Annotated in this window: 17 protein-coding genes and 2 tRNA genes; 10 read left to right on the forward strand and 9 right to left on the reverse strand. The window is 64.2% G+C overall.

The genetic code is table 11. From position 1 onward, the window contains the following. Positions 1–64: 64 nt before the first annotated feature. The 6 genes from speB to GM910_RS04450 all read right to left on the reverse strand — a co-directional run bounded on the left by speB (position 65) and on the right by GM910_RS04450 (position 3,307). Positions 65–1,015 carry an agmatinase gene (gene speB / locus GM910_RS04425; RefSeq protein ID WP_159586313.1) on the reverse strand — a complete coding sequence of 317 codons (951 nt, stop codon included), beginning with the start codon at positions 1,013–1,015 and terminating at the stop codon, positions 65–67. A 3-nt stretch (positions 1,016–1,018) separates the two neighbouring features. Beyond that, positions 1,019–1,297, reverse strand: a complete 279-nt coding sequence (locus GM910_RS04430; protein ID WP_425482649.1) for a type II toxin-antitoxin system RelE/ParE family toxin — start codon at positions 1,295–1,297, stop codon at positions 1,019–1,021. Beyond that, positions 1,294–1,566 (reverse strand): CopG family ribbon-helix-helix protein, encoded by a 273-nt coding sequence (locus tag GM910_RS04435; protein ID WP_159586314.1) that lies wholly within the window; start codon positions 1,564–1,566, stop codon positions 1,294–1,296. The genes GM910_RS04430 and GM910_RS04435 overlap by 4 nt, the downstream gene beginning before the upstream one ends. Before the next feature lie 119 nt (positions 1,567–1,685). Further along, on the reverse strand, positions 1,686–2,168 hold the full coding sequence (rpsI, locus tag GM910_RS04440) for a 30S ribosomal protein S9 (protein ID WP_159586315.1): 483 nt from the start codon (positions 2,166–2,168) through the stop codon (positions 1,686–1,688). Next, positions 2,161–2,634, reverse strand: a complete 474-nt coding sequence (rplM, locus tag GM910_RS04445; protein WP_159586316.1) for a 50S ribosomal protein L13 — start codon at positions 2,632–2,634, stop codon at positions 2,161–2,163. Before rplM ends, rpsI begins: the two co-directional genes overlap by 8 nt. Positions 2,635–2,842: 208 nt before the next feature. Beyond that, positions 2,843–3,307 carry a PaaI family thioesterase gene (locus GM910_RS04450; RefSeq protein WP_246225849.1) on the reverse strand — a complete coding sequence of 155 codons (465 nt, stop codon included), beginning with the start codon at positions 3,305–3,307 and terminating at the stop codon, positions 2,843–2,845. A gap of 125 nt (positions 3,308–3,432) precedes the next feature. Here GM910_RS04450 and GM910_RS04455 point away from each other — a divergent pair, with 125 nt between their 5' ends. From GM910_RS04455 to GM910_RS04470, 4 genes are all read left to right on the forward strand, one after another. Beyond that, on the forward strand, positions 3,433–4,254 hold the full coding sequence (locus GM910_RS04455) for an enoyl-CoA hydratase (RefSeq protein WP_159586317.1): 822 nt from the start codon (positions 3,433–3,435) through the stop codon (positions 4,252–4,254). Continuing rightward, positions 4,254–4,679, forward strand: a complete 426-nt coding sequence (locus GM910_RS04460) for a VOC family protein (RefSeq protein ID WP_159586318.1) — start codon at positions 4,254–4,256, stop codon at positions 4,677–4,679. The genes GM910_RS04455 and GM910_RS04460 overlap by 1 nt, the downstream gene beginning before the upstream one ends. Beyond that, positions 4,676–5,197 (forward strand): CoA-binding protein, encoded by a 522-nt coding sequence (locus tag GM910_RS04465; protein ID WP_159586319.1) that lies wholly within the window; start codon positions 4,676–4,678, stop codon positions 5,195–5,197. Before GM910_RS04460 ends, GM910_RS04465 begins: the two co-directional genes overlap by 4 nt. 128 nt (positions 5,198–5,325) lie before the next feature. Then, on the forward strand, positions 5,326–6,609 hold the full coding sequence (locus GM910_RS04470) for an O-acetylhomoserine aminocarboxypropyltransferase (RefSeq protein ID WP_159586320.1): 1,284 nt from the start codon (positions 5,326–5,328) through the stop codon (positions 6,607–6,609). 709 nt (positions 6,610–7,318) lie between these two features. On the opposite strand, the gene GM910_RS04475 is transcribed toward GM910_RS04470, so the two are convergent. Next, complete coding sequence (locus GM910_RS04475) at positions 7,319–8,590, reverse strand: cytochrome P450 (protein WP_159586321.1); 1,272 nt, start codon at positions 8,588–8,590, stop codon at positions 7,319–7,321. A gap of 176 nt (positions 8,591–8,766) precedes the next feature. On the opposite strand from GM910_RS04475, the gene GM910_RS04480 reads away from it, so the two are divergent. From GM910_RS04480 to hupB, 4 genes are all read left to right on the forward strand, one after another. Further along, entirely contained in the window at positions 8,767–9,399 is a 633-nt protein-coding gene (locus tag GM910_RS04480) for an ATP-dependent Clp protease proteolytic subunit (protein WP_159586322.1), read from the forward strand. A 275-nt stretch (positions 9,400–9,674) separates the two neighbouring features. Then, positions 9,675–10,949 carry an ATP-dependent Clp protease ATP-binding subunit ClpX gene (gene clpX / locus GM910_RS04485; protein ID WP_159586323.1) on the forward strand — a complete coding sequence of 425 codons (1,275 nt, stop codon included), beginning with the start codon at positions 9,675–9,677 and terminating at the stop codon, positions 10,947–10,949. Between the two features lie 256 nt (positions 10,950–11,205). Beyond that, entirely contained in the window at positions 11,206–13,635 is a 2,430-nt protein-coding gene (gene lon / locus GM910_RS04490) for an endopeptidase La (protein WP_159586324.1), read from the forward strand. A gap of 201 nt (positions 13,636–13,836) precedes the next feature. Continuing rightward, entirely contained in the window at positions 13,837–14,109 is a 273-nt protein-coding gene (hupB, locus tag GM910_RS04495) for a DNA-binding protein HupB (protein ID WP_159586325.1), read from the forward strand. Positions 14,110–14,233: 124 nt separating this feature from the next. On the opposite strand, the gene GM910_RS04500 is transcribed toward hupB, so the two are convergent. Continuing rightward, positions 14,234–14,309 (reverse strand) — tRNA-Val (locus GM910_RS04500). Positions 14,310–14,520: 211 nt separating this feature from the next. Between GM910_RS04500 and GM910_RS04505 the strand changes: the two genes are divergently transcribed. After that, a tRNA-Asp gene (locus GM910_RS04505) sits at positions 14,521–14,597 on the forward strand. Positions 14,598–14,719: 122 nt separating this feature from the next. On the opposite strand, the gene GM910_RS04510 is transcribed toward GM910_RS04505, so the two are convergent. After that, the gene (locus GM910_RS04510) at positions 14,720–15,097 is read right to left on the reverse strand and encodes a hypothetical protein (RefSeq protein WP_201285405.1); all 378 of its coding nucleotides are present in this window, start codon (positions 15,095–15,097) and stop codon (positions 14,720–14,722) included. Between the two features lie 192 nt (positions 15,098–15,289). Here GM910_RS04510 and GM910_RS04515 point away from each other — a divergent pair, with 192 nt between their 5' ends. After that, complete coding sequence (locus GM910_RS04515) at positions 15,290–16,267, forward strand: OmpA family protein (protein WP_159586326.1); 978 nt, start codon at positions 15,290–15,292, stop codon at positions 16,265–16,267. The last annotated feature ends 6 nt before the right edge of the window (positions 16,268–16,273 follow it).

Here is a 16,273-nt window from a genome sequence, read left to right on the forward strand (position 1 = left end):
AATCAATCCGAAAAGTGCCTGCCGAAAAGTGCCTGGCCGAAAAGTGCCGAGGGGCCCGCATGCGCTATCGTCGCTTCCTCTCTGCCAGAAGCCCCAGATAGTGCATGGCGACGGCCGCTCCGGCAATGGCCGTGATGTCGGCATGATCGTAGGCCGGGGCCACCTCGACGATGTCGGCGCCGACGATATTGAGTGGCCCGAGCCGGCGCAGGACCGAGAGCATCCTGGCGGAGGAGGGGCCGCCGGCCACCGGCGTGCCTGTGCCCGGCGCGAAGGCCGGGTCGAGGCAGTCGATGTCGAAGGTGATGTAGGCCGGCGCATTGCCGACACGCGCGGCGATCGCCTCGGCGATCTCGGCCGCCCGCATCTCCTCCACCTCGTAGCCGTGCAGCATCTTGATGCCGCAATCCTCCGGGGCGTGGGTGCGGATGCCGATCTGGATGGAGCGGGCGGGGTCGACAATCCCCTCGCGCACGGCGCGGCCGACGAACGAGCCATGGTCGACGCGCTTTCCATCGTCCGGCCAGGTGTCCTGATGCGCGTCGAACTGGACGAGGGCCAGCGGCGCGCCGTGCCTTGCCGCATGGGCTTTGAGCAGTGGCCAGGTGACGGAGTGGTCGCCGCCGAGCGAGACGAGAAAGGCGTCCGCGCGCAGGATCTTTCCGGCCTCCCGTTCGATAGTGGCGGGCGCCCTCTGCGGATAGCCGTGGTCGAACCGGCAGTCGCCATGGTCGACGACGGCGAGCGTCTCGAAGAGATCGAGGCCGAAGGGATATTGCGGGTCGTTGTCGAGGATCGCCGAGGCGCGGCGGATTGCCTGCGGCCCGAAGCGCGCGCCCGGACGGTTGGAGACTGCCGCATCGAAGGGCAGGCCCCACACCACCGCATCCGCGCCCTTCACATCCTTGGTGAAGCGGCGGCGCATGAAGGAGAGGGCGCCGGCATAGGTGGGATCGCCGGCGGCGCCGAGGTTTTGGCGCGCGGTGAAGGCGTGGTCGATGGATTTGGACGGCATGTCCTACCGTTCCTCCCGCGTGTGCCACAGGCGCACGATGTAGATCGTTGACCTGCGGATTTCGTAGCGCATCTCATAATTGCCGACGAGGATGCGGCGAACCTCGCGTGGCTCGAACTCTTCCAACTTTTCGCCGATGCGCGGATGTTCGAGCAGCCGCGACGGGGCCGCCGTGAGTGACCGCACGATTTGCGCAGCGGCGCGAGGGTTGAGCGGCGCGAGGAAACTATGAAGCCGCGTCAGGTCGGAAAGCGCGTCACCGGTCCACTCCACCCTGATCATTTGGGTGGAATGCTGGGTGGCGGGAGCGGGTTGTCGGTATCGAGACTATCCGCCCATGCCTGAACCGCCTCGTGTGGGATCACGCGACCGGCATCCACATCCGCCAGCCCTTCTAGGGTCAGTCGCCTTCGCTCTTCTTCCTGCTCGATCCAGGCGGTCAGTGCCTGCTTGACGATCCATCCGCGCGAGCGCTCCAGGCGCGAGGCGACTTGATCGACCCTTTCGGCAAGCTCCAGCGGCACATGTGCAGTGAGAACCTTGGTTTCCATGGGGATGCCTCATTTAATCGCTTCCAATCATAGCGATTAGAAACGATTGGGTCGAGCCGCATGCGCAACAAAAAAGCGGGCTCGAAGGCCCGCTTTTCCGATCCGGAAAGTCCCAAGCCTTAGCGCTTGGAGAACTGGAACGAACGGCGGGCCTTGGCGCGGCCGTACTTCTTGCGCTCCACCACGCGGCTGTCGCGGGTGAGGAAACCGCCCTTCTTGAGGACCGCACGCAGCTCCGGCTCGTAATAGGTGAGCGCCTTGGAGATGCCGTGGCGCACAGCGCCCGCCTGGCCCGACAGGCCGCCGCCGACGACCGTCGCGACGACGTCGTACTGGCCGTTGCGGTTGGCCGCCACGATCGGCTGCTGCAGGATCATCTGCAGGACGGGGCGCGCGAAATAGGCGTTGAAGTCCTTGTTGTTGACCGTGATCTTGCCGGAGCCCGGCTTCACCCACACACGGGCGATCGCGTTCTTGCGCTTGCCGGTGGCGTAGGCGCGGCCCTGTGCGTCGAGCTTCTGCACGTGCACGGGAGCTTCGGCCTCGGGCGCGACCGCCTGCGTCGCCTCGCCCAGCTCCTGGAGGGAATTGATTTCAGCCATGTGCCTGGACCCTTACGTTCTTCTTGCTCATCGCCGCGACATCGAGCTTTTCCGGCTGCTGGGCGACGTGAGGATGGTCGGTTCCCGCGTAGACGCGCAGGTTCTTCATCTGGCGGCGTCCGAGCGGTCCGCGCGGGATCATGCGCTCGACGGCCTTCTCAACCACGCGCTCGGGGAAACGGCCCTCGAGGATGTCGCGCGCCGTGCGCTCCTTGATGCCGCCCGGGTGGCCGGTGTGCCAGTAGTATTTCTTGTTCTGGTATTTCCTGCCGGTGAAGACCACCTTGTCGGCATTGATGATGATGACGTTGTCGCCGTCATCGACATGCGGGGTGAAGGTGGGCTTGTGCTTGCCGCGCAGGCGGTTGGCTACGATGGTGGCGAGGCGGCCGACGACAAGCCCTTCGGCGTCGATCAGTACCCACTTCTTCTCCACCTCCGCAGGCTTCTGCGAGAAGGTTTTCATGGTCGTCCTGTCTTATCTTGAACCCTGCCCGAGGGCGGGGCGTTTCTTGTTGCTTGAACCGATGGCCCGACAAGGACCCTCGATAAATCACGGCAATGCCACGATCCGCGGGCTTATAGGAGGGGGGATGAAGCAAGTCAAGCGCAATTGGGGCGGGTTTGGCGATAAAAATCAATATAAAACAATAAGATAGGAAAAAGGTAATATATTACCCCATCTTTCGGTGCCTGGGAGGCAGGGAATAGGTGCCGGTGGCGTGGGCGACGAGGGCGCGGTCGGGCCCGGCGGTGATCGCCACTTCGAACACCATCAGCGTCTTGCCGAGCTTGAGGATGCGGCATTTCCCGTCGATGTCGCCTGCCTCGGCCTTGCGCATGAAATTGATGTTGAGGTTGGTGGTGACCGCCAGCGCTTCGCGGCCGATATGCGACAGCGCGCAGACATAGCCGCCGATATCGGCGAGCGTAAAGAGCGCCGGGCCCGAGACTGTGTTCCCAGGCCTCAGGTGCCCCTCGCCGGCTGCAAGCCGCACGGTGCAGCCGCCGGGGCTGACGGCGACGGCGCTGTACTCGGTATGGTCCTCATTGAGCTGCGGATAGACCTCCGCCAGATAGGCGTTGACCTCTTCGACGCTCATCACCGGGGCGAGGCCCGCCGGGGCACTTGCGTCCATATCGGCTCCTCCATTGCGGCGCTTGACCTTTGCGTCAACGGAAGGCGACGATGGCCTTTTCCCGGCTGATCTGCAAGCCGTGCTGTGTTAGGTGAGGACAAGGTCCATCCGAGAGGAGACGAGCCATGGCTGAGGCAGTTGCGACCGTCCGGGGCGAGACGCGGAGCCTTGTCGGCGGCGTGCGCACCGGCGGCATCCTGACGCTGACGCTCGACAACCCGCCGGCGAACGTGCTGTCCATATCCATGATGGAGGCGCTGAAGGCCGCGCTCGACGCGGCGCGGGACGAGGCGGCGGTGCGGGTGATCGTGCTGGCGCATGAGGGCAAGGTGTTCTCGGCCGGCCATGACCTGAAAGAGATGACGGCGCACCGCAAGGACGCCGACCGGGGAAGGGCCTTCTTCGCCGAGACCATGGCGCTCTGCGCCTCCCTCATGCAGGCGATCGTGCGCCATCCCAAACCGGTGATCGCCGCTGTCGACGGCGTGGCGACGGCCGCCGGCTGCCAGCTCGTCGCTTCGTGCGACCTGGCGGTGGCGACGGGGAATGCCCGCTTCGCCACGCCCGGCGTCAATATCGGCCTGTTCTGCTCGACGCCCATGGTGGCGCTGTCGCGCAACGTCCCGCGCAAGCAGGCGATGGAGATGCTTCTGACGGGCGAGATGATCGACGCCGACACCGCGCTCTCCTACGGCCTCGTCAACCGCGTGGTGGCGCCGGACGCGTTGAATCGCGGTGTGATGAACCTGGCCGAAGCCGTTGCGTCCAAATCGCCTTTGACGCTGAAGATCGGCAAGGAGGCCTTTTACCGGCAGGCGGAAATGGGCCTGGCCGAGGCCTATGAATATACGGCGCGCGTCATGGTGGAGAACATGATGGCGCGCGACGCGGAGGAGGGCATCGGCGCCTTCATCGAAAAGCGCAAGCCGGAATGGAGGGGCGAGTGATGGAACCGCGCATCTCGATCATCACCCTCGGCGTCGACGATCTCGACCGCGCGGTCCGCTTCTACGAGGATATGGGCCTGGAGCGCAACGAGCGCATCACCGAGGGCGTCGCCTTCTTCCAGATGGGCGGCATCATCCTGGCGCTGTGGCCGCGCGACGAACTTGCCGAGGACGCCGGCATCAGGGAGAGAACGAGGGGCTTCTCCGGCGTCGCGCTCGCCTACAACACGCGCTCGGAAGCCGAGGTGGGGCTCATGATCGAGCGGGCGGAGAAGGCCGGAGGCAGCGTCGTCAAGCCCGCAAAGCGCGCCTTCTTTGGCGGGATGCAGGGCTATTTCGAGGACACCGAGGGCAATCTGTGGGAGGTTGCCCATAACCCGGACTTTCCAATCGACGAGGAAGGCCGTATTACGCTCCCCGAATGAACCACGATACCTACGACAATGCCTATATCGCCGGCATCCTGAACTCCGTGAAGTCGATCGCCATCCTCGGCGCTTCGGCCAACGACGTGCGGCCGAGCTTCTTCGTCACGAAGTATCTGATCGACAAGGGCTACCAGGTGTACCCGATCAATCCCGGCCAGGCCGGCAAGGAGATCGCCGGCGCCATGACCTACGCCTCGCTTGCCGATCTTCCCGGGCCGGTCGACATGGTGGATATCTTCCGTGCGTCCAGCGCCGTGCCGGGCGTCGCCGAGGAGATCCTGGCCATGGACCCGCTGCCCAAGGTGGTGTGGATGCAACTCACCGTGCGCGACGACGCCTCAGCAGTGCGGCTGGAGGAAAAGGGCATCAAGGTCGTCATGAACCGTTGCCCGAAGATCGAATACGGCCGCCTGTCGGGCGAGATCGGCTGGAACGGCGTCAACAGCCGCGTGATTTCCTCGAAGAAGCCGGTGATGCGGCAGGGTTTTCAGAGCTTCGGCATCCGCCAGAGGTGATTGCCGTTTGCCGTGGTCGGCCGGGTGTCGCGCGAACTTTCGTCCGTCCACCCGAAATCGGACAAATCTTCTTTGCCCTCGCTCCTCCGGCTTTGTAAGGATGGCGCCGACGAGAACGGAGGAAACCCATGAACGAGCGCACGCCCGGTTTCAACACCCTTGCCATCCACGCCGGCGCCCAGCCCGACCCCGCGACCGGCGCGCGCGCCACGCCGATCTATCAGACGACGTCCTATGTCTTCGACGACGTCGACCATGCGGCTTCGCTGTTCGGGCTGAAGGCCTTCGGCAATATCTATACCCGCATCATGAACCCGACCCAGGCGGTTCTGGAGGAGCGGATCGCCGCGCTCGAGGGGGGAACCGCGGCGGTGGCGACCGCCTCGGGCCATGGGGCCCAGCTTCTCGTCTTCCACACGCTGATGCAGCCGGGAGCCAACTTCATCGCCGCCAGGAAGCTTTATGGCGGTTCGATCAACCAGTTCGGCCACGCCTTCAAGAACTTCAACTGGGAAGTGCGCTGGGCCGACCCGGACGACATCGCAGCCTTCGAGAACCAGATCGACGAGAACACCCGCGCCATCTTCGTGGAAAGCCTCGCCAATCCGGGCGGCACCTTCGTGGACCTCGAAAGAATAGCCGAGGTGGCGCGCCGGCACGGGCTGCCCTTCATCGTCGACAACACCATGGCCTCGCCCTATCTTCTGCGCCCCATCGAACACGGCGCCGACGTCGTCGTGCACTCGCTGACGAAGTTCATGGGCGGGCACGGCAATTCCGTCGGCGGTGCGCTGGTCGATTGCGGCACCTTCGACTGGTCGAAATCCGGCAACTACCCGATGCTCTCGGAGCCGAGGCCCGAATATGGCGGCATGGTGCTGCACGAGACCTTCGGCAACTTCGCCTTCGCCATTGCCGCGCGGGTGCTCGGCTTGCGCGATTTCGGCCCCGCCATTTCTCCCTTCAACGCCTTCCTCATCCTCACCGGCATCGAGACGCTGCCGCTCAGGATGCAGCGTCATTCCGACAACGCGCTCAAGGTGGCGACATGGCTCGGGGAACAGCCGCAGGTGGCCTGGGTGTCTTATCCCGGCCTGCCGGGCGATGCCAACCATGAGCTCATGCGCAAATATTCGCCTAAGGGCGCGGGCGCCGTCTTCACCTTCGGGCTGAAGGGCGGCTTCGATGCCGGCGTGAAGGTGGTGGAGGGCGTGGAGCTGTTCTCGCATCTGGCCAATATCGGCGACACGAAGTCCCTCATCATCCATCCGGCCTCGACAACGCACCGGCAGCTCACCGACGAGCAGAAGGTGGCCGCCGGCGCCGGGCCGGACGTTATCCGCCTCTCGATCGGCATCGAGGACGTGGACGACATCATCGCCGACCTGGAGCAGGCGCTGGCCAAGGTGTAATACCGGCTGCCTTTGTTGACTGCTGGTGGCGCGTCGGGTGCAGATTCATTGGCGCTTTCCCCGCAATCCTCGCTTTCCACAAGGGGTGCGCCATTGCGCCGCACCTTTGCGCGACGTAAGCTCAGACCAACTCAGGAGCCCGACAGTCCGCCCGGACAGCGGAACCAACTGAAGGGATTTTCTGAGGCCGTGCTGGCCCGGTCGGGCGACGGGTTTCGATCCGGAGTTTGGGTCCGGTGCCAGGGGTCCAGCGGAGCTGTCGCAAGCGGTTCCGGAACGCAAACGGCAGACCGATGCTGCCATGAAGGCCGGTTAGTCCTTCGATGGTGCGCCTCTTGGAAGCCTTCGCGGGTGGAGAAGGGGTGGCCCGGCAGGGCGGACGCGAGCGCGCAAGCGCGAGCAATGCACCACCGGGAACCGTCAATCAGGGTCTGGAACGCGCCAGTCTTTCGGACGGTCGGACCGGGTGCCTGAATTGGACAGGGAGGCACTGGGAGGAATCCCAGTGCTTTCCTTGCGTTTGGGGGGACCCGCGCTCGTCATCCCGGAAGCCGGCTTGAGCGGAGCGAAAGTCGGTTGTCCGGGACCCACTCCGTGACTTTCCCACATTCCGGCCCGCTTCGCCGGAGCTTCAGCGAGGCGAGAATGGGTCCCGGACAGCCTCCGCTAACGCTCCGGCTTCCGGGGATGACGCGCGTGGCTGGCGCGCTCACCATCGGCACACCAACCGCTCCAGCCCGTGGAAATGATAGGTGTCACGATACAGCGGCGTCTCGGCCAGCGCGATCTCCGGCAACCGCTCGAACAACACTTTCAGCGCCACCTGAAGCTCCAGCCGGGCCAGCGGCGCGCCGATGCAGAAGTGGATGCCGGCGCCAAAGGAGACGTTCTTCTGATCCGCACGGCCGGGAAGGAAGGCACGCGGGCGGTCGAAGGCCTGAGGATCGCTGTTGGCCGCACCCAGCATGAGGCCCACCTCTTCGCCGGGCTCCAGCCACACGCCATCGGCGACCTCCACCCGCTCGTAGGCATAACGGGTGAACATGTGCAGCGGCGGATCGTAGCGCAGGCATTCCTCGACGGCGGCTGCCGTCTCCTCCGGTGCGCGGAAGAAGCGGCGTGGATCGCCGCCCTGGGCGAGGATGGTGGCGACGGCGTTGCCGAGCTGGTGCACCGTTGCCTCATGGCCGGCATTGAGGAGCAGGATGGTCGAGGAGACGAGCTCGTCTTCCGACAGCCTGTCGTCGCTTTCATGCGCTGAAATGAGGAGGGAGAGGAGATCGTCGCCGGGTTCGCTCCGCCGCTTCGCCGCATAGGAGCGGATGAAACCGCCGAATTCGCGCGCCGCCTCGTTGGCGCTCTCCTCCACGGCCTGGCCTCGGCCGTGCATGTACATGGCGACCATGCGGTGCGACCAGTCGAGGAGCTGGCTTCCCATCTCCACCGGAACGCCCAGCATCTCGGCGATGATGGTGATGGGCACCGGCGTGGCAAAGGCGGGGATCAGGTCCGCCTCGCCGTCCGCCGAAAAGCCGTCGACGAGTTCGTGGCACAGCGCCTCGACGCGCGGGCGCAGCCGCTCCACCTGGCGCGAGACGAAGGCGCGGTTGACGAGCGTTCTGAGCCGCGTGTGCGCCGGCGGCTCCAGCTCCAGCATGGAATGCGCCTCGACCGCCGCGAACTCCCGCAGATGCGGCTCGCCATAGAGCGTCGTGCCCGCCGGCACCTGCCGGCCGAGCCGGCGGTTGCGCAGCGCGCCGTTCACCTCCTCGTAGCCCGCCAGGCACCACATGCCGTAATCCTCCCAGAAGAAGACGCGGGCGTTTTCGTGCAGGTGGGCGTAGGCCGCGTAGGGGTTCTGCACGAAGGCGGGACTGTGCGGGTCGAGCCGCAGGCGGCGGCTTTGCCGGTCGAGGGAGAGGGGCCGGTCGAGGGAGAGGGGCCGGTCGAGGGAGAGGGGAGGGGATTCGGCGGTGTTCATAGGCTCTGTCTTAGCCCTCTTTCGCGACGGCGCAACCGGTGCGCGGGGCTTATGGAGCACGGCAATTCAATCGCGGCCTTGCGCAGGCGGGAGCGGGCATCCTATATCGGCGTAAAGAGAACGAATCTGCCTCGCGCCCGGCAGGCCGGCGCTTCCAAGGAATAAGGTATCCCTCCATGCCAAATCCCATCGAGACCGCGATGAACCTTGTGCCGATGGTCGTCGAGCAGACGAACCGCGGCGAGCGCGCCTATGACATCTTCTCGCGCCTCTTGAAGGAACGCATCATCTTCATCACGGGGCCGATCGAGGACAGCGTGGCTGCGCTGGTGTGCGCGCAGCTCCTCTTCCTCGAGGCGGAGAACGCGAAGAAGGAGATCGCGCTCTACATCAACTCGCCAGGCGGCGTGGTGACGAGCGGCATGGCCATCTATGACACGATGCAGTTCATCCAGCCGCCGGTCTCCACCCTGTGCTTCGGCCAGGCGGCCTCCATGGGATCGCTGCTCCTGTGCGCCGGCGCCAAGGACATGCGCTTTGCAACGCCGAACGCCCGCATCATGGTGCACCAGCCTTCCGGCGGCTTCCAGGGACAGGCTTCCGATATCGAGCGCCACGCCCAGGATATCATCAAGCTGAAGCGGCGGCTCAACGAGGTCTATGTCACGCACACGGGCCAGGACTACGAGACGATCGAGAAAACGCTCGACCGCGACCACTTCATGAACTCGGACGAGGCCAAGGAGTTCGGTCTCATCGACAGGGTGATCACGAATCGCGAACTGATCGAGGCCCCAAAGATCTCGTAAGAGGGCGGGGACGGGGAACGGGCGGCGAAAATAGCTGGGTGCTGCGTCATTTCCGTCACAATTTCCTGTTCCCTCGATGCTGGCAACCGCCTACGTTAAGCCTATGTTGAAGTTCGATACCCTAGTCTTTGCTGGGGATTGTTGCCGCGCTTTCCGATTTGTGGTTCGTTCGGAAAACGACAATGGGGCGAAGCTGCGGGGGGTCAGACCCTTTCTTCGCCCTCCGGCAGACGACCTCGTGAAGGGGCGCCGGTGGTACTGAAAGGACGTGAGAGATGAGCAAGATCAGCAACAGCGGCGGTGATTCCAAGAACACGCTGTACTGCTCGTTCTGCGGCAAGAGCCAGCACGAGGTGCGCAAGCTGATCGCCGGGCCGACCGTCTTCATCTGCGATGAATGCGTCGAGCTTTGCATGGACATCATCCGCGAGGAGAACAAATCCTCGATGGTGAAGTCGCGTGAGGGCGTGCCGACCCCGCAGGAGATCCTGAAGGTTCTCGACGACTATGTGATCGGCCAGAGCTACGCAAAGCGCGTGCTCTCGGTGGCCGTGCACAACCACTATAAGCGGCTTGCCCATGCCGGCAAGAATCCCGACGTGGAGCTGGCGAAGTCCAACATCCTTCTGATCGGCCCCACCGGCTGCGGCAAGACGCTGCTGGCGCAGACGCTGGCGCGCATCATCGATGTGCCCTTCACCATGGCCGACGCGACGACGCTGACCGAGGCGGGCTACGTGGGCGAGGATGTGGAGAACATCATCCTCAAGCTCCTGCAGTCGGCCGACTACAACGTCGAGCGCGCTCAGCGCGGCATCGTCTATATCGACGAGATCGACAAGATTTCGCGCAAGTCCGACAACCCGTCCATCACCCGCGACGTGTCGGGCGAGGGCGTGCAGCAGGCGCTCCTGAAGATCATGGAAGGCACGGTCGCCTCCGTGCCGCCCCAGGGCGGGCGCAAGCACCCGCAGCAGGAGTTCCTGCAGGTCGACACCTCGTCGATCCTGTTCATCTGCGGCGGCGCCTTCGCCGGGCTCGAAAAGATCATCTCCGACCGCGGCCGCAAGACCTCCATCGGCTTTGCCGCCAACGTCTCTTCGCCCGAGGACCGCCGTGCCGGCGAGCTCCTGCGCCAGGTGGAGCCGGAGGACCTGTTGAAGTTCGGTCTCATTCCGGAGTTCGTGGGCCGCGTGCCGGTGCTGGCGACGCTGGAGGACCTCGACGAGGAAGCCCTGGTGCAGATCCTCAGCGAGCCGAAGAACGCCTTGGTGAAGCAGTATCAGCGGCTGTTCGAGATGGAGAACGTGGAACTCACCTTCCACGAGAACGCGCTTCTGGCGATCGCCAAACGCGCGATCGAACGCAAGACCGGCGCGCGCGGCCTGCGCTCCATCATGGAATCGATCCTGCTCGACACAATGTTCGAGTTGCCGGCGCTGGAGGGCGTCCAGGAGGTCGTGATCTCCGACGAGGTGGTCAACGGCAATGCACGCCCCCTCTACATCTATGCCGAGCGCGAGAAGGAAAAAGGCAGCGTCAGCGCGTGAGGAAAGCTGGCCGTCGGGACGGGGTAGCAAGGCACGGCCGGAGGGCCGATATCCCGCTTTCGCCGCCCAGGCCCGAAGGCCGGCGCAACGCCCTTGATCTTAGTGCCGCGCGCCTCCACTTAATGGACATATGGTGGCGGGTTTCGTCCCCCGGGTCGGCGTTGCGTATGGCAAGCCCCACGGGCGGACGGTATCCTTCGAAAGCAAGGCCCGCGGCTGGCTCTTGAGAGCGGCTGCGGCTGACAAAGGCTGAAAGATGACAAATACCCCCAAGACTCCTGGCACCCCGAAGACTTCCGGTGAAACGCTCTTCCCGGTGCTGCCCCTGCGCGACATCGTTGTGTTCCCGCACATGATCGTGCCGCTCTTCGTGGGGCGCGAGAAGTCGATCAAGGCGCTGGAAGAGGTGATGGGCGCCGAGAAGCAGGTTCTGCTGGCGACCCAGATGAATGCCGCCGACGACGATCCCGACCCGAGCGGCATCTATGACATCGGCACCCTTGCCAATGTTCTGCAACTCCTGAAGCTGCCCGACGGCACGGTCAAGGTATTGGTCGAGGGCGCTGCGCGTGCGCGCATTTCCGGCTTCACGGAGCGCGAGGATTTCCACGAGGCGCGTGCGGAGCTTCTGCAAACGCCGGAGGAAGACGAGGTCGAGATCGAGGCGCTGGCCCGTTCCGTCGTCGCCGACTTCGAGAACTATGTGAAGCTCAACAAGAAGATTTCGCCCGAGGTCGTGGGCGCGGCGAGCCAGATCGAGGACTACGCCAAGCTGGCCGACACGGTCGCTTCGCACCTGGCGATCAAGATCCCCGAAAAGCAGGAGATGCTGGCCACGCTCTCCGTGCGCGAGCGGCTTGAGAAGGCCATGGGCTTCATGGAGGCCGAGATCTCGGTCCTGCAGGTGGAGAAGCGCATCCGCAGCCGTGTGAAGCGGCAGATGGAGAAGACCCAGCGCGAGTACTACCTCAACGAGCAGATGAAGGCGATCCAGAAGGAGCTCGGCGAGGGCGAGGACGGCCGCAACGAGGTGGCCGAGCTCGAGGAGCGCATCAAGAAGACGAAGCTTTCCAAGGAAGCGCGCGAGAAGGCCGATGCGGAGCTGAAGAAGCTGCAGACCATGTCGCCCATGTCTGCCGAGGCGACGGTCGTGCGCAATTATCTCGACTGGCTGCTCTCCATTCCGTGGAAGAAGAACACCAAGGTCCGTAACGACCTGAACTTCGCCGAAGAGGTGCTCGACGCCGACCATTTCGGCCTCGAGAAGGTCAAGGAGCGCATCGTCGAATATCTGGCCGTGCAGAGCCGGCAGCGCAAGCTGAAGGGCCCGATCCTGTGCCTCGTCGGCCCTCCCGGCGTCGGCAAGACCTCGCTCGGCAAGTCGATCGCGCGGGCCACGGGCCGTGAGTTCGTGCGCATGGCGCTGGGCGGCGTGCGCGACGAGGCCGAGATCCGCGGCCACCGCCGCACCTATATCGGCTCGATGCCCGGCAAGGTCATCCAGTCGATGAAGAAGGCCAAGAAGTCCAATCCGCTCTTCCTGCTCGACGAGATCGACAAGATGGGCATGGACTTCCGCGGCGATCCGTCCTCGGCCCTGCTCGAGGTGCTCGATCCCGAGCAGAATATGACCTTCATGGATCACTACCTCGAGGTCGAATACGACCTGTCGAGCGTCATGTTCGTGACGACGGCGAACACGCTGAACATCCCGCCGGCCCTGATGGACCGGATGGAGATCATCCGTATCGCCGGCTACACGGAGGACGAGAAGGTCGAGATCGCCAAGCGGCATCTGCTGCCCAAGGCCGTGCGCGAGCACGCGCTGAAGGAGAAGGAGTTCTCCGTCACCGACGGCGCGCTGCAGGAGATCATCCGCACCTACACGCGGGAAGCCGGCGTGCGTAACCTGGAGCGTGAGCTGATGAAGCTGGCGCGCAAGGCGGTGACCGAGATCCTGAAGTCCGGCAAAGAGACGGTCAAGGTGACGGAGAAGAACCTTGCCGACTATCTCGGCGTGCCGCGCTTCCGCTTCGGCCAGGCCGAGGGCGAGGACCAGACGGGCGTCGTCACGGGTCTCGCCTGGACCGAGGTCGGCGGCGAGCTCTTGACGATCGAAGGCGTCATGATGCCCGGCAAGGGCAAGATGACGGTGACCGGCAACCTGCGCGACGTGATGAAGGAATCGATCTCGGCGGCGGCATCCTATGTCCGCTCGAGGGCCATCGATTTCGGCATCGAGCCGCCGCTCTTCGAGAAGAAGGACATCCACGTGCACGTGCCGGAAGGCGCGACGCCGAAGGACGGTCCGTCGGCCGGTGTCGCCATGGTGACGGCGATCGTCTCCGTCATGACGGGCATCCCCGTGCGCAAGGACATCGCCATGACCGGCGAGATCACCCTGCGGGGCCGGGTGCTGCCCATCGGCGGCCTGAAGGAGAAGCTGCTCGCAGCTCTTCGCGGCGGCCTGAAGAAGGTGCTGATCCCGGAAGAGAACGCCAAGGACCTGGCGGAGATCCCGGAGAACGTGAAGAGCGGCCTGGAGATCGTGCCGGTCAGCCGCGTCGGCGAAGTGCTGGAGCACGCGCTGGTGAAGAAGCCCGAGCCGATCGAATGGGTCGAGCCAGTCGCCGCCCAGAACGTGGAAGTGGCCGACAAGGCTGGGAGCCAGACGGTCGCCCACTGAGTCGCGTAAGCGCGCGACAAGCCCCAAGAAGCGAAGGCCGGCCCGATTGGGCCGGCTTTTTGCTGAAAAAGCGCGGAAAACCGGGGATTTTCCACTTCTCCGGCTCATTTCCCGCTTGGTCGGTTCTTCACTTCTTCATAAACTGCCGACCTTGCCGGTTGAGTCTCTCTCCGGCCATTATGAAGAAGGGGTTTGTTGTTTATGAACAAGAACGAACTGGTTTCCGCCGTTGCCGATCAGGCCGGTATCTCCAAAGGTGATGCCCAGTCGGCAGTCGATGCGGTTTTCTCCGTCATCACGAGCGAGCTGAAGAAGGGCGGCGACGTTCGGCTTGTGGGTTTTGGCAATTTCGGCGTTTCGCGGCGCGAGGCCTCCACGGGCCGCAACCCGCAGACCGGCGCCCCCGTCCAGATTCCGGCCCGCAACGTGCCGAAATTCTCCGCAGGCAAGGGCCTGAAGGACGCGATCAACTGATCGCCGCCGACAAGGCTGTTTCTTGTCACATGACAAAGGCCGGGCTCGCCCGGCCTTTTCTGCTTTAGGCGACGGCATCCCGGCGCGCCACCACAGACGCTTGCAGAAACTTCAAGGGATAGGGTGGTGGGCGATGAGAGACTCGAACTCCCGACATCTTCGGTGTAAACGAAGCGCTCTACCAGCTGAGCTAATCGCCCGTGCGTGAGGCGCCGGCGGCTGGCGGGCCGACCCCTCAAGCCCGTCCGTTTAGGCGGTTCGCCGCCTGATCGCAAGAAGAAATCGCCCGCCGACCGGTCTTTGCTCCAGCCGTGCGAATTCAGCCAGCAAAGGGCCTTGAGCCTGCTTGACAGGCACCCGCGAAGCGCCTAAGTGACCGCCCAGACGCCGCGCAACGGCGACGTCGCAAGCGCGGGTGTAGCTCAGCTGGTTAGAGTGCCGGCCTGTCACGCCGGAGGTCGCGGGTTCGAGCCCCGTCACTCGCGCCATTTCTCAAACATCGCCATATATTTTGAGCAATTCCAGGAAAAGTGGAAAGCGTTTTCCGTCCGGAATTGCGACAAAACAACATGTTAGACCAGTTCATCGATTCCATGAACGATGAAATGGCCTAACGGCCGATCGAGGCGCCGAAGTTGAGCTTCGTCGTTTTGGCCGCTGTCAGCCGCACTACGCGAGGATTCTCCGTCGTCAGGCGGTAGCCTGTGGGCAGCGTGCGCGCATCGAGCTTCATGATGAAGGCCGAGCCGATGCGCCCTGCCTCCTCGTTTGCGCAGGCGACGTGGAAGCGGCCGTGAGCATCCGTCGTGATGAGCCAGCCGCTGACGGTGGCAAGCCGCACGCCCGGCAGTCCCGGCTCTCCCGCATCCTGGTAGCCGTTGCCGTTCTGGTCGTCGAAGACGGTTCCTATGACGTCGCTGCAGCCGAAAGGCTGCGCTGCCGCGCTCGACGTTGTGAGAACGAGGATGGGTAGCGCCAAGGAGAGCATCGATCGTTACTCCTTACTGACCGACAATCGTGCCCCCACACAGGTGGAAGCGTCTAGCCTAGCCGATATAGGTGATCAATTGGTTTCCACGTCCTGCCGGCCATGATTCCCCGTCGACAACCCTGCGGGCAACGCCGGTTGCGGCGCTGTGGGGCGCCTTTATAATGGCAGGCTCACTGGTTGGGGGGTACTATGCTTAAGCTGTTCGTTCTCGTCGCGGCGGGTCTGTTTTTCTCCTCCGCGGGTACCTTGCCCGCGTCCGCGCAGCAGGCCGATCTTCCCGGCGCGGCCGACCATGCGCTTGTCGGCCGCTATGACGGCTCCGCAATCGATTTCTTTGAGACCAAGGCCTATGAGGAACTGCGTTTGCCCTTCAAGGCGCTGGAGAGCGGCGAATGGCAGAGAGAGCTTGCCGGAAAGCTCACCTCGATCCGCTACAAGGGCCCCGGCGACCGCTCCATCCTGGAGGTCATGCGCAACTATGAGACGGCCCTGAAGGCGAACGGCTTTGAGATCGTCTTTTTCTGCCGCGGCCGGGACGAGTGTTCGCCCAAGCAGTCCGTCTCGGCATTCTGGGATGCCGCACGTGGCGGCATCGGCATGCCGACGACATGGGACACCACCATCTACCTCTTGGCCGAGCGCAACGATGCGGATGGCCTGGTGACGGTCGGCATGCTCGGCGTCGAGACACAGGCGCGAGGCGACATCCCCTTGACGCCGCACGTCGCCGTCACGGTGGTGGAGAGCCAGCCGATGGAGACCGACCGGATCACGCTGGTCGAGGCGAGCGCCATGGAAGAGGCGCTCGCTAAGGACGGGAAGATCGCCATCTACGGCATCTATTTCGATTTCGACAAGGCAGACATCAAGCCGGAATCCCAACCGCAGATCGACCAGTTGGGAGAACTCTTGAAGACGAACCAGGATTTGCAGGCGATCATTGTCGGGCACACGGACGGGCAGGGGGCGTTCGACTACAACCTGTCCCTGTCGCAACAGCGGGCGCAGGCCGTGGTGGACGCGCTCGTCGCCTCGTATGGGATCGCGCCGGGGCGCCTGATACCGGCCGGCGCCGGCATGCTCTCGCCGGTCGCCTCGAACAGGACCGAGGAAGGCCGCGCCAAGAACCGGCGCGTGGAGATCGTCGAGCGCTACACGGGCGGTTAGGGGAGG

The organism is Chelativorans xinjiangensis (assembly GCF_009812055.1).
GTDB lineage: Bacteria > Pseudomonadota > Alphaproteobacteria > Rhizobiales > Rhizobiaceae > Chelativorans > Chelativorans xinjiangense.

What these genes read in the sequence shown, in the direction of transcription:
- rplM (WP_159586316.1), bottom strand. Translation starts at nt 2,634, where the DNA reads ATGAAAACCTTCTCGCAGAAGCCTGCGGAGGTGGAGAAGAAGTGGGTA.
- GM910_RS04460 (WP_159586318.1), top strand. Translation starts at nt 4,254, where the DNA reads ATGGAACCGCGCATCTCGATCATCACCCTCGGCGTCGACGATCTCGAC.
- GM910_RS04515 (WP_159586326.1), top strand. Translation starts at nt 15,290, where the DNA reads ATGCTTAAGCTGTTCGTTCTCGTCGCGGCGGGTCTGTTTTTCTCCTCC.
- GM910_RS04470 (WP_159586320.1), top strand. Translation starts at nt 5,326, where the DNA reads ATGAACGAGCGCACGCCCGGTTTCAACACCCTTGCCATCCACGCCGGC.
- GM910_RS04465 (WP_159586319.1), top strand. Translation starts at nt 4,676, where the DNA reads ATGAACCACGATACCTACGACAATGCCTATATCGCCGGCATCCTGAAC.
- GM910_RS04480 (WP_159586322.1), top strand. Translation starts at nt 8,767, where the DNA reads ATGCCAAATCCCATCGAGACCGCGATGAACCTTGTGCCGATGGTCGTC.
- hupB (WP_159586325.1), top strand. Translation starts at nt 13,837, where the DNA reads ATGAACAAGAACGAACTGGTTTCCGCCGTTGCCGATCAGGCCGGTATC.
- GM910_RS04455 (WP_159586317.1), top strand. Translation starts at nt 3,433, where the DNA reads ATGGCTGAGGCAGTTGCGACCGTCCGGGGCGAGACGCGGAGCCTTGTC.
- GM910_RS04475 (WP_159586321.1), bottom strand. Translation starts at nt 8,590, where the DNA reads ATGAACACCGCCGAATCCCCTCCCCTCTCCCTCGACCGGCCCCTCTCC.
- speB (WP_159586313.1), bottom strand. Translation starts at nt 1,015, where the DNA reads ATGCCGTCCAAATCCATCGACCACGCCTTCACCGCGCGCCAAAACCTC.
- GM910_RS04435 (WP_159586314.1), bottom strand. Translation starts at nt 1,566, where the DNA reads ATGGAAACCAAGGTTCTCACTGCACATGTGCCGCTGGAGCTTGCCGAA.
- rpsI (WP_159586315.1), bottom strand. Translation starts at nt 2,168, where the DNA reads ATGGCTGAAATCAATTCCCTCCAGGAGCTGGGCGAGGCGACGCAGGCG.
- GM910_RS04510 (WP_201285405.1), bottom strand. Translation starts at nt 15,097, where the DNA reads ATGCTCTCCTTGGCGCTACCCATCCTCGTTCTCACAACGTCGAGCGCG.
- lon (WP_159586324.1), top strand. Translation starts at nt 11,206, where the DNA reads ATGACAAATACCCCCAAGACTCCTGGCACCCCGAAGACTTCCGGTGAA.
- clpX (WP_159586323.1), top strand. Translation starts at nt 9,675, where the DNA reads ATGAGCAAGATCAGCAACAGCGGCGGTGATTCCAAGAACACGCTGTAC.
- GM910_RS04430 (WP_425482649.1), bottom strand. Translation starts at nt 1,297, where the DNA reads ATGATCAGGGTGGAGTGGACCGGTGACGCGCTTTCCGACCTGACGCGG.
- GM910_RS04450 (WP_246225849.1), bottom strand. Translation starts at nt 3,307, where the DNA reads ATGGACGCAAGTGCCCCGGCGGGCCTCGCCCCGGTGATGAGCGTCGAA.